The organism is Paenibacillus sp. FSL K6-1318 (assembly GCF_037976905.1).
In the GTDB taxonomy this organism is placed as follows: domain Bacteria; phylum Bacillota; class Bacilli; order Paenibacillales; family Paenibacillaceae; genus Paenibacillus; species Paenibacillus amylolyticus_A.
The window spans coordinates 5,108,289-5,122,003 of record NZ_CP150270.1; the positions used below are offsets into that span (position 1 = coordinate 5,108,289).

Genomic DNA, 13,715 nt, shown 5'->3' on the forward strand with positions numbered 1-13,715 from the left:
CACCTGCTCCTTTTCCTGTATTTCTCCAATATGAAAATTTCACAAAGATACTTCGTTGTCATAATGCTCCAACCACTCCACAAGTTGTCTGCGTATCTCTCTACGAAACTCACGAGGTTCAAGTACCTCTGCCTCGGGTCCGAATTGATATAACCATTTCAAAAATTCTCGGCTGCTATTCAGTGTCACTTCAAATAACAATCCCCCATCCGACATATCCGTCATTCGCGGGCGAACAAACATTTCTTCTTCTTTTATGTAGGGGGCTATTTTCTCAGAGAATCTTACCTTGAAATGGATATTCTCGTCGCCACGGTCAATAGACCATGTGTTCTTCATGTACTGCGTTATGTTGAAATCACCCTTGTCGAATGCGGCATGTGTTCTTGTCACATCCAGAAAGCGGCTAATTCGAAACAATCGAACCTTTTGCAGCAAATGACAGTATCCAATCAAATAAAAACGTTGATCACGTGGAATGAGATAATAGGGATCGATATCCCGGACTGTGATCTCATTTCTTGTCAGCGTATGATATTGAGTTCGAATCGTTTGCTGGCTTAGGATCGCTTCAATGATAGGAATCAGCAAATTGGGATCTTTTCCTTCCTCACGATAAGCTGGCGTGCCCATTCGAATAATTCCCGCAATATTCTCTACAATGTCACTGTTTCTTGATTTTAATTTGGTATGAGCCGACATGACCTTGTCAAAAGCTGAATCAAATTCAGCAGGCAACTTGGAAGTATCAACTACGGATGGAAGCATGGAGAAGACCATCGCTTCCTGTTCAGTAAAGTCTAACGGATACATCGCAAACTCACCAATAAATCGGTATCCTTTGCCGTATCCTTCGTTCATAATCGGGGCGACCCTGTCCAAAATCCGGAGATCACGATATATCGTGCGTACAGTTGTACCGCATTTCACCGCCAACTCCTTGGCGGAAATTCCGGGATTTGCTTGTATAGCCTGAAGTATACGCAGCAGACGAATTAATTTCTCTGTCATGTAGTTTCTCCCCTTCGATATTTTATCGGCAAGGAAAACTAGTTCCTTTAGTACAGAACTAAATCTTTAGTCCCAATATTATTTTCGCACTTTCACCGTTTGTATATAGTTCAATTGCACTCTTACCCCCTTTTAATATACATTCTCTTACTTGCTTGCGTAAAACATTAACCCAAAAGGCCTTATACCTAAGCCTGAAAGCCTATACAATTTTCTAAAAATAATACAAAAAAAGCCCTGATCTCTACAAAGAGACAAGGCTTAATTCGAAATTACTTGTTATGCAACTGTAATAATTGATCCATCACATTCACCATATGCTCACAAAGTTCAGGAATATCTCCCATCTGGTCCTCATTCACACTGCGGTCAAAATATACGTGAGCCGTGACGTTATACGTACTAGGCTGTTCATCAAAGATATATAGGATGTTCTGGCACACCCTCTGCTCAGGCCAGCTCTGCTGCAATATCGAACGAATAGCCGGACACTGCGTCTCAGGCTCCTTCACAATCATGCCAAACCGAAGTTCCAGACGGCAACCCGGATGTGCACCAGGCGTCTCCAGAATCTCAGCTGCAAGCTCCTCAAGGGAACTGCTGAGTACGACCTCGCCTGTTACTTCCAAGCGATCCCTGAGACAGAATTGTAACATGAACTCTCTGGACATTACCGCCATCTCCAGCCGATCTTTACGCCCCGTAATCTGAATACGCTCATCCAGGTTATCCATATCATAGAGATGATTCTCAAACCCGACTTTCAGATTGTCATACACCGTTGGATCAAACATTGAAATAAACCCACTTTCTTATCCTTTAACATGTATTGTAGTACATTCTCATTTTTCATGCGACCTTCGAAACCTCTTGTTCTGGACATTAAAAAAGCCCAGTCACTAGGACTGGGCTTTGGTTAAGCAATGGATCTGGTGAGATCCCTGAGCTTGGTTTATTCTTCGGTAGCTTTTTCTTCAGCTGCTGGTTCAGCTTCCTCAGCAGAAGCTGTTGGCTCTTCCTCAGCCGCTTGTGGCGGCATGACGGACGCGATGATGGATTCAGGTGATGTTACGAGTGTCAAACCTTTATCCAGTTTGATATCCGCAGCAGTCAAGCGATCACCAATGTCCAATCCGCTCACATCAACCTCAATGGAAGTTGGCAGATCCGCAGGCAATCCTTCTACTTCCAATTGTGTTTCTTGTGTCTGGAATACACCGCCAGCTTTCGAACCGGCTGCTGTACCCTGGAAGTCGATCGATACACTTACGCTGATCGGCTTGTTCTTGGAAATTTGCAGAAAGTCTACATGCAACAAACGTCCGTTACGCTCTTGCTGATCTTTGATCAGCACCGGAACCGTTTTACCACCCTCAACATTCAGGTTGAACATTTCGGAGCGGCCTGTGCGTGCCACTTTCAGCATTTCTTTTTCATCTACATGTATGGAGGCACCTTCTTGTCCCGGGCCGTATACGACAGCGGGAACTCGTCCACCTTGTCTTAACAGGCGCAGTGCTGCACCTTTCTTTTCAGTTCTTGGCGTTGCTGTAAGTTGAGCCATTTTTCCGTTGGATTTCATGATTGAACATCCTCCTTCAAGGGATCACTACATTATATTTGTTGGAAAGCGCTAAGGCTTCTCTGGTAGACCATAATGGTCTTTTTTTCTTTGGCCGAATCGTGGGCCATATCTATATTTACCCCAATGATAGAGGATCTCAAACACGAAACAGGACATTTCTTTATTTTTTGGCAAGCTATGCTACGTATAATCAGACTAAAAAAGCAGTCGGAATCTCTTCCAACTGCTGGTTTATCAAGGGTTTTGACGAAATACCTGATGATGTTATTAAAAAGAAAATTATGCACTATTACGATCATCTGCTTTATCGCTTTCGCGAATGATCTGTATCTCATCTGACCCACTTCGGACCGTAATGTGAACATCTCCATCTTCAGGTACGATATCGACGTAACGATCTCCGCATGTATCTTTGGCCTCCCATTCGTTCAATCGAATGATCAATCCCAAGTGGTGCAGACCTGGAGCTACGCGGAAACGGGCTTCAGCAGCATTGCCGATTTGTTCCAGTCGTACCGCTCCGTCTTCCATACCGGTGCCCCATACCCAGACATCCCAACCTTCATAATGCTGGTCTTCCCGCTCGTATCGGAGCGTTACCGTTCGGGAAATCTGTTTATGAATCGTTACGCCAAGCGTTGCCCGGATTCCTCCAGCTTCAGCAATAATATGGGTTGCTCCAGGTGTCATTGCGCGTACGATCCCCGCTGCACTCACTGCGGCCAGTTCCGGATGAGAGGAGCTCCAACGGATATTTGAATCCTGAAGCGGCTGACCGAATTGATCAAGCACCAATGCACGGAAGCGACTGATTCGAGTCATGTACATGACCGGTTCGCCCACAATTTCGATTCGCTCCGCATGCCGATAATCCACCTGTAACATACAAGTTGCCGTTAAGTCACCACAATGGACCATAATGGAGGCTTCCCCACATTCCAGCGCTTCGATTGTTCCATCAGGTTCTATCCGAATAATATCCGACTCAGAAGAAGTCCACGTAACTGGGGCGTTCTCTACCACATTGCCGATGCTGTCCCTTACAATTGCTCGCAGTTGAGTCGTCTCCTTCGGACTGTATACCTGACGCGGAAAACTAATCTCCAGGGTGGCAGGTTCAGTGCCTCCAGCATGCTCTATGTCATACAAAACCATTAATGACCACCGTTCTACCTGAACAGTGCCACGAACGGTTTCGATCAGATCTGTACCTGCCTGATGATCATTGACCACGACATGCCAGTCACCTTCCCCCAGATCCACATGCTGCTGATGTTCCGTTCCGTTATAAATGACCATAATCTGATTCCAGGTATCCTGATTTGCACCATCCTGAAGAATAAAAGCAACCACATTGCCGTCGCCACGAATCACACGAAGGTGATTCCGTACCTGATCAGCATCAATCATACGAAAAGCGGGATGTGTACGCCGTAGATGAATAAGACCACGGTAGTAGTCAAATACCGGTCTGAACCGCGATTTATTGGCCCACGCGATCGTATTCACCGCATCCCCGCTCCGATAACTGTTATGATCACCGGCTTTGGAACGGAGCATCTCATCCCCTGCATGGAGAAACGGAATGCCCTGAGAGGTAAGCAGAATGCCCGAAGACAGCAACGAGCGACGAACCATCTCATGGTCCATTACATCATCCGTATCGACATATCGATACGGATCTGCTGCTTTGACAGCAGACTCCGCACTTCCGCCCCCCACGGGCTGTCCGTCCTTCCATACGGGAAAACCTAATTCATGCCTAAGGTTCATTGTTGTCGCTATTTTATCCCATAAATTGAGATTGTCATGGGCAGTTACATAATTGACGGTTTCCACAGGTGAAGATGTAAAATCATCCAGCGCTCCTGCTAAACCCCTAATAAGCTCATATTCCTGCCCTCCGGCACCCGTGACAAATCCTCTGCCACTGCCATCACTATCGCCCTTGATTGCACTGCGAAAATGATCATTAAATACGGCAAATCCCTGACCTCGCTGGGTTCCTTTTAACGTTTTGCGGTCCAATGGTGAGTATCCACCCGTCCAGGGTTCCCCATAGATCAGAAACGCCGGATCGATCTGTTCCCGCAATTCGCGCGTTAATTCATTCATCGTTTCCGTATCAATCAGGGCCATGAGGTCAAATCGAAATCCGTCCACATGATATTCTTCTGCCCAATATCGGAGAGAATCCAAAATATATTTTCGCACCATGGGACGTTCTGTCGCCAATTCATTGCCTACACCAGAACCATTACTGAGGGTGCCATCCTCCCGATAACGGTAATAATAGCCTGGTACAATTCGTTCAAAAGGTCCCTCTTCCACGCTATACGTATGGTTATAGACTACATCAAGTACAACGCGAATGCCTTGTCTGTGCAGTGATTGAACGAGAGACTTGAACTCTCGGATGCGAACTGCCGGGTCACGTGGATCTGTCGCATACGAACCTTCGGGAACGTTGTAATGCTGAGGATCATATCCCCAGTTGTATGGTGCTCTGACATTTGAACCCACATCTGCCGTAGCGAGTTCGTTGACCGTCTGATAATCCGCTACAGGCATAAGATGCACATGGGTGACGCCCAATTCGGCAAGATGGTCTATCCCAATGCTATTGCCGGCTCGATCTGTCAATCCGGATGCCGTGAATGCCAGATATTTTCCCTTATACGGAATATCTGCATGGGGGTCCGAGGAAAAATCACGGATATGCAACTCATATAACACGGCATCGACAGGACGCAGAAAAGCAGGTTTGACATCCAGGTCCCAATCGACCGGATTGGTACTCTCAAGATCGATAATGGCTGTTCGTTGCCCATTAGCTGTTACCGCTCTGGCATACGGATCAGCAACCACTTCAATCCGCTGATCATCATGGATGATTCGGTACATATAAAAATGTTCTGCCCAATCGCCGTTAAGCTCCAGACTCCATATTCCATCCGCATCGCGCGTCAGAATATGTTCCTGTCCACCTTCATGATCTTGTACTTTGCCACTATCGTTGTAATGACCTTCATCCTCAAAAACCAATATATAAACCTGTTGTGCCGTAGGTGCCCACAATTTAAAAGTACTTGCTGCACGAGTATATGTTAAGCCAAGATCGTTGCCATCGTAACGAAAAGAAGTCCATTCCGGCATCGTTCCCACCGCCTTTATATCCATTAATTTCGTGTTGTCCCGATGTTACGGAGTGGGACGTTGTTTGTCAACCCGGGGTTGTCTGTACTAACATATCGGTTCGATTCGAGTATTCAATTAGCAATCGCTTTCAAAATATAGATATGTAAACAAGCGCCATAGATTGACAGCATTTGTACCTGTCCCGACAAAAAAAGTTCGAAAAAGATAAGAATAATTGCAGATTGAACGTGCTTTGAACGAAAACTATACTTAAACTGCGCACTAAAATGACGGACGTTTAATAAAGATCGAGCAGGACGAAGTCCTCCTGCGACTGAGACACTTCTCTTTAACTCGACACAAAATCCCCTTTCCGTTTGGAAGGGGATTCGTTTTTTATTTTGCACCCAATTTATGGGACATCTTGGACGTGTCCTTGTGAGCACTCTTCCTATTGCGGGCACACCTCATTTCTTGGCAACCATTGTGGCGATCAGGAATACGAATACATCACCGTTATAGATAAAGCATTCACAGTCACCTGTCCATCCTGTACGGTACGTATCACCTCGATGCCTGCTTGTCCTTTTTCTACAACCACATTCCATGTCCCTGTGGGAACAGAGACTGTACGGGTTTCTTTTGCCGCGTTATAGATCACGATAATCCGATCCCATGAATCGCTGACAGCCGTGCCTTCCAGTTCATACGCCAGCAGTCCATTACCTTTTTCGATTAGACGAACATGCTTCTCGATCTCTTCCCGTGTACGAAGCCGAAAAGCCGGATGCTCTCGACGAAGACGGATCAGCCCACGATAATAGTCAAACACCGGCTTGAACTGTCGCTTTTGCTCCCAATGAATGGCGTTTACTACGTCTCCACTCTGGTGGCTGTTGGCATCCCCATATTTGCTGCGAAGCAGCTCATCTCCAGCCGCGATCAGGGGGACACCCTGGGAGGTTAGCACGATACCATTGGCAAGCAGACAACGCCTAACCGTCTCATTCTCCAGCATGTGATCCGGATCAATCTGCAGGTAAGGCTTGGCCTTCTCTACTGCCTCTTCCACACATTCGCATCCACAGATACTTCCATCCTCGTCATAGGTGAGGAAATTCAGCGTATCGTGGAGTCCTTGGGTACGTGCGACTTTGTCCCACAGGTTGAGATTATCATGCACCGTTACATAGTTAATCGTCTCGGATGGACCATCCGTAAAATCCTGAATGGCTCCCCGGACGCCAGTCCACAATTCGTCTTCTTTCCCGTCCGCGCCCGTCGCAAATCCCGTCCCCATGCCATCGCTGTCTCCCTTGATCACTCCGCGGAAATTATCGTTAAACACGGCGAAACCAGCTCCGCGCTGCGCTCCTTTTAGAGTCATATCATGCCCAAGCGGTGAATCCAGTGCACCCCATGGTTCACCATACAGCAATATGGATGGGGATACTTCTGCGTGTAACTCCGCTGCAAGCTGTTTCATCGTAGTGGTGTCGATCAGGCCCATCAGGTCAAATCGAAAACCATCCACATGATACTCCTCTGCCCAGTATCGCACCGAATCGATAATGAACTTGCGTACCATGGCGCGTTCGGTAGCCACCTCATTGCCTGTACCTGAACCATTGCTATACGTCCCATCGGCATTTTGGCGATAGTAGTACCCTGGTACCAGTTTTTCAAACGAGCTGCCTGCCGTATCAAACGTATGATTATATACGACATCCATAATGACACCTATTCCCTTGTTATGAAGGGCAAGCACCATGGACTTGAACTCACGAATTCGTGTCTCCGGATCATCCGCGCGTGAAGCATAGGAACCTTCCGGAACATTGTAATGAAGTGGATCATATCCCCAGTTATAGTTGGAGGCATCAGACGTATCACCATCCACTCTGGATTCATCCACCGTCGCAAAATCAAATACAGGCAGCAGATGCACGTGGGTAATCCCCAGTTCAACCAAATGATCGATCCCCAGCGTGTTCCCCCTTGAATCGCGCAGGCCTGCCTCGGTAAAAGCCATGTATTTGCCTTTATTCGTTATGCCAGATGATGAGTGAATGGAGAAATCACGCACATGCAACTCGTATAAGACTGCATCTACAGGACTAATCAATTCCGGGCGATTATCCTCATTCCATCCAATCGGATGCGTCTGCTCCAGTTTTACAATTACACCCATTTCTCCGTTCATGGTCACCGCTCGTGCGTATGGATCTACCGCAGTCGTTGTATGTCCATCTTTGAAAGTAGGCTTGTACATGTAACGGCAGCTACTTAAATCGCCCTCCAGTTCGAGAATCCATATGCCTTGTTCTTTCTTTTGCATGGGTAAGACCTGCTGTTTACGTTGATTGGGCTCTTCATCCGGGCTCCCACCTGTCAAAGGTGGGTACAGAAGTAGTTCCATCTGAACAGCTAACGGTGACCAAACTTTGAAGAGACAGGCATGTGCTTCTAATGTCACACCCAGATCTCTTCCTTCGTATGTATCTTCTGAAAACAATAGTTCGTGCTTATCCTCTTCAATCATGTATGTTGTTCCCCTCTCGTTGAAAAAATTAATGAATGGATGGAACGAGTGCCCCTTATCTTTATACCCGTTCTGTTGACCAACCATAATCCAAATCACGCAAAAGAAGACAAACGCATGTGGATTCACATAACGTTTGTCTTCTTTAGGAGTAAAACGATGTTTCTCTAATGCGGTACCTGGGATTGGAAATCATTGCGGCTGGATTGATCGGCATGGTACAAGACCACGTCCCCATCTTGCATCGGCCAGCTTCTACCCCGACCGTCTACCGGGCTGTTATCGAAACCTTCCATCTGCCATTGATTCATCAAAGGAGCATAAATATATTGCAGGTGTGGTGCATTCGTATTGCCACTGCGCAATGTTTCGATATTGAAATTAACCACGATGTAACCGTCCCTCAGGAATATCTTTGCCTTCTCATCCAACTGATTTTGTCTGGCGAGCAGTTCTAGATTGGTTCCTTTGGGCACCGCATATACATCTGCTGGCAAGCTATATTCGCCATACCAGCGCTGAATCGCTGCATTTGCCCGATCCACATTAACACCGGAAGGTATATCTGTTTTGGGGCCAATGAGTGTACGGATCTGTGAAGGAAGAATCATCCAGTCATAACGGCCTACCCACGTTTTCTGATGAGAGGTCTGATCCACGAAACGAACCATATGCTCCGCCATTGTACCCTGATTGCGTTCCTCCTCCGACAGTTCATAGGTATATTGATAACGTGCTGTATCACCTAACTCCGTACCGGGCACATTCCTTAAACGTGAATTCAGGATAACAAAGCGTTTTTCTAAATCCTGTGCAGATCCGATACGAATGAGTCGTTCCTGTCCTCGATGGTAGTATAAATCCACTTCTTGCCGGGTGGTGCCATCTTTACTCACAAAAGAGAACGTTGGCGTAATTCGGATACCATCCTGTTTCCCAAACATATTACCCTTGGTCTTCAGGTCAAACTTGAAATGGTAACCGGTCTTCACCACTGCATTTCGGAAACCCTGTACCGGATGACTGCCGGGACGAATAGGCAGTACATAGGGAGCCAAGATACCTCGGGGATCTCCGTCTATACTGTTCCCCCCGGTCCAATAGCTCACACCCGTTGGTTCTGGGCTGCCCATCCGCTTGCGGAACACATTCTCCCAATTGTAGTCTGAGATATCGGTAATGTGGAAATCATACAATCGTCCGATGACCTCCACAGCAACAGTATCTGCTGCCACATGATGGGTCAGATTTGTGTTCGCATCCTGTTGTTCCGTAAAGTTTGCAGGTGCATTTTCGGCGATATTACGGAACTCAATCTGGTAATTCCCTTCATCTACCCACACCGGGAGATAAAAAGGGGTATCCAACTGATTTACCGGAATATCCACCCATGTCAGGGCCGGGATAAATTGGCTTTTGGCAGCGTTATAAACATCGAATGGGAAACGAACCTGTTTGATCCGAAAATATTTTGCATAATCACGGTTTCCATAACCAGGGTAACTTGCTGCATCCAAATGTTGACCTGATGTGGGTATCCTTACTAGGAATGGGCGCTCTAGAATAAGTGCAGCCCTGGTCGGATCAGGCGTGGTCTTCTGGTTATGCGGCTGATCATCTGACACCAAGGCATAGTTCAAAACCGGAGTATGTACCGTCACCGAGTTGATACCCAGAATGGGAAACTTCTGATCCTGCCCACCGTTAACATTGCCAGGCAGCAATCCATACGTAATCTCACCCGTGGTCGGTTGATTAGCTTTGTTCATCAATGTGTTCTTAATCGCCAACCGGTTCTGGTACAGAACATCGTCTCCAATGATGCCAGGCTGTGGGATCGTTCCAGGTCTTGGAGCTGTTTTCTCCACCGGAGCAGGGTTCATAATCGTCACTCCATTAAAGGTTACCTTATCGTTATTAACGGTGTTCTCTCTAACCTCCGCTTCAGCCTTGGATTGAAACAATGACGTTTCATTTGGCGTAGGCGGTTCATCTGAACCACCCGGAACCCCTTCGGTGCCAAGATCAATTTCTCGGCATGATGCAGGTTTCACATGATTGGTAACCGCTGTATCCATGGCCGATTGCAACATCGGCGGTGTATATGGATTGGGCGTCAGAGTCACGATGTCACCATAACCGCCTAGCGCATAGTTAGATACCTTGGCCTCATTTAACTTGTATACCTCCAGGTTATCGATCTGCCAATAGCTATATGTCCGTGTTACTCGCATAGATTTGTCACCAGGAACATCAAGTTCTCTGGGCTCAGGAGGAGTTCCCGGATCCCCCTCACCACTAGAGGGTCTTCCCGGAATCGTCCAGGTTTTATGATAAACCTTCTTCACATTCACGGTATAAGTCACCGTTCCGGTCATGTTGACCCAACGATGCTGGAACAGATATCCCTTAGCCAACACATTGGCATAGAGATCTTCTGAAGTTGGAATACCACGGGTGACATCAAACTTCTCAGCTCCCCGGTCATCTGCCTTCAGCACACCTCGAACAGACGGGTCCATGACCGCTGCTTCAATAACCGTACCTCTACTTGGCGGGCTGATGGTTACAGGGCAAGTGTTCACAGGGTCGCCCCCCGGATCACCACCATTACCGCCTTCTCCATTATCCGTGCACTCCTTCACCTCAAGCACCTGAGTCCCTTGTTCATCCAGTTGCTGAGCAGAATCAAGAAAATGAGCTTGGATAGTGGTGCTACCCACGATCCCTTTCGTCGTGATTTTGCCATCTGCGCCGATCGTTGCCACAGCCGGATTCGAGCTCTGCCACGTCAATTTGGGATGAGCCGTCAGTTTATGAACAGAGCGATCCGGTTTGGTTAGAACTGCTTCCGCCTGTAGGGGTGTTGTATTGGCTTTGCAGGCATTCGGCAGATTCACCACGAGTCCTGGCTCAGACGTGACTGTTATGGTGGCTGTATCCGAGATAAGGTATGTACCATTGTTCCAGATTGCACGCACATTGACCGTGCCCGGACTTTCAGCTTTTAACATCCCTGTTTTCAGTTCAATGCTCGCAATCGTCTCGTCAGAAGAAAACCATTTGATCTCCGCTTCCCTGCGGGAAACGTCGATGCCCCCATTATAATCTGTTTCGCCATAGTTTTTGGTCTTCACCTTGGCTTCCATCTGCTGAGTTTGACCTATGGTAAGAGTAGTATCTGGCGTTACATCGATTTCTTTTTCTTCAACCAGATCGCCCTCCCAAATGATATCCATTGGTGTATGATAGGCTACTATTTGCTTGAGACAACCTTGATTTGTTCTACCACCATTCTCATAATCATTCCACTCAGTTACCTGGTGTGAACCTCCTGTTTTGGTAATGATCTTTACGACAGTACTACCTTCTCTTATAACTGTAGTACCTACCCCTGTATAGAACAACTGCTTCATACTTGTTTGATAATCTACGCTCTTAATACGAATGTTTTCTACCATCCGCTGTGTAATTCTTTGAGATTGGAATTCTGGCCATTGTTCAGCTGGCCATCTGGAAAAATCAACTTCGTTAGGTATATCCCTCTCAGCTGGGTACGGTTTAGAACATGAATTAGAATTAAGGTTCTCCGAGAGAGTTGGTCCAGAAGTATGGTCTGCCCTGAAATTACCATTATCAAGTTGATACCAGTAAACACCTGGATTCGCCATTCTTTTTTCAGATTGTACAGTATTAGATATTTTTTGCTTTTTAGGTCCATACGAATCTGAACTTGAAGCTTCAATTGAGGATGTGAAATCAAAAAATAGCATATAAATAAGAAACATTGAGATAAAAATTAAGGATTTCTTCTCAACATGGGCACACAAAAATATTTCCACCACCATTAAGTTTGACTTACATATTCTGAATTTTTAGTATATTTTCACTTTTTTGATTGAAGGAATATGCTCCATTTTTACCATCTAAAACGGATGTAATCCAAAATCTCTTCTTCACATCTTTTTTTATCAAATCCCTTGAACTTTCTGGAATAGTAACTAAGCCATTCTTGGATGCTTGCTTAAGGTCCAATCGATTAAACTGTAAAAAACCATTGTATAGACCGCCATTAAAGGTGATTAGATTGGATTTCTCAATTTTTGATGTAAAAGATATATCTGCAAAAGCCATGTAATTACCTTTGAAAATATGTGTTTCTGGACCGATAAATAATGGTGCATAGATGCCTTTCGCTTTACCTTGAGTAACATCCACGACGATATATCGATGAAGCGTAACTACACCAGACTTATTAGACAAATTAGTTTCTTCTTTAGATATATCACTTACTTTAACTGAATTTTTAGTATACCTATAATTACTAATCGTCGTTAGATTCGTACCCGTCGTGCCGACCTCTCTCATCTCATTCAGGTCACTATACTTCCCGGCATCCGTGCCCTCCACATCCATATAACGCAGCAAAATGGCTGACACTTCTGCACGAGTGGTGGAATCCGCTGGTTTTAATGTGCCATCTTGAAATCCACCGACAATGCCTGTTCCACGAACGAGGGCAAGATACGGAATCTGCTCGGCACGAATGGTGCCGCGGTTCACTTCTGGTGTGGGAAGTAGCGTGTTTTTTGTATCGTTAAAAGCATCCTGGAAACTGCCCCCGGACTTCATCAGTCCATTAGCAATCCACTTCATCATCTCGTATCGCGTCAGCTCCGCATTCGGATTGAACCCTTTGGCGTAATCCCCAGCGTTAATGAATCCTTGTCCGACAAGCTGGCTAACCGCCGCTTCCGACCAATGTCCCTTGAGATCGGCAAAGGGATTCTGCCCCTCTACCTTCTCTAGTCCAGTCGCACGGGCAAGTATGGTCGCATATTCCCCACGCGTGATTTTGCCATTTGGACGAAACGTTCCGTCTTGGTAACCAGAGATCAAATTCTTTTCATAAGCTTTGGCAATCGTCGCTTGGGCCCAGTGGCCTTTAATATCTTTGAACTTGCTAAGGGCCGTGTCACTTGTTCCAGATGCAGCTATCGCTGTTGAGGTCAGATGTACGGGTCCAACGGGCAATAGTGTTCCTGCCAATACAACTGTCGTTAACAACCCGACGATGCAAACATTCCGTTTTTTCTTCTTCTCATGCCCTTCGATCTGCTTCTTCAATCTACTCACGCTCCTATGTACCTTAGTATGGGGGGTCTTTGCTTAGTCAACCTAGTTACTTCTCTTCACAACCAAAACCTAAATTTGCCATAATAATCAATATTCTACCATGTTGAACTAGGCTTTTGGTATTATTTTTCGCCCATCCCCATCACTTCAAGGCGTGCATCACTCCTTCCATAGACCTACTTCATTCGCTTAAAAAAACAAAAAAAAGCCATGAATCCGCAGATTCATAGCCTTATGCTTTAAGGGTGTGGTCTTTCTTATGATATTGGAAAATGAACTCACTCATAGAATAAACCATATCAT

7 protein-coding genes are annotated in these 13,715 nt (G+C 46.1%); all 7 read right to left on the bottom strand.

All coding sequences use genetic code 11. From position 1 onward, the window contains the following. Positions 1-39: 39 nt before the first annotated feature. Positions 40-1,011, bottom strand: a complete 972-nt coding sequence (locus NYE45_RS22720) for a WYL domain-containing protein (protein ID WP_340014117.1) — start codon at positions 1,009-1,011, stop codon at positions 40-42. A gap of 272 nt (positions 1,012-1,283) precedes the next feature. Next, entirely contained in the window at positions 1,284-1,805 is a 522-nt protein-coding gene (locus NYE45_RS22725; RefSeq protein WP_340014118.1) for a hypothetical protein, read from the bottom strand. 158 nt (positions 1,806-1,963) lie between these two features. Then, on the bottom strand, positions 1,964-2,593 hold the full coding sequence (locus NYE45_RS22730; protein ID WP_062835831.1) for a 50S ribosomal protein L25: 630 nt from the start codon (positions 2,591-2,593) through the stop codon (positions 1,964-1,966). 282 nt (positions 2,594-2,875) lie between these two features. Further along, entirely contained in the window at positions 2,876-5,752 is a 2,877-nt protein-coding gene (pulA, locus tag NYE45_RS22735) for a type I pullulanase (protein WP_340014119.1), read from the bottom strand. 475 nt (positions 5,753-6,227) lie between these two features. Next, positions 6,228-8,276: a type I pullulanase gene (gene pulA / locus NYE45_RS22740; RefSeq protein WP_340014120.1), complete on the bottom strand. Its 2,049-nt coding sequence runs from the start codon at positions 8,274-8,276 to the stop codon at positions 6,228-6,230. A gap of 167 nt (positions 8,277-8,443) precedes the next feature. After that, a complete protein-coding gene (locus NYE45_RS22745) occupies positions 8,444-11,515 on the bottom strand; it encodes a DUF5704 domain-containing protein (protein WP_340014121.1) in 3,072 nt (1,023 codons plus the stop codon). A gap of 619 nt (positions 11,516-12,134) precedes the next feature. After that, positions 12,135-13,403, bottom strand: coding sequence for an S-layer homology domain-containing protein (locus NYE45_RS22750; RefSeq protein WP_340014123.1), 1,269 nt, complete (start codon positions 13,401-13,403; stop codon positions 12,135-12,137). Positions 13,404-13,715: the final 312 nt, after the last annotated feature.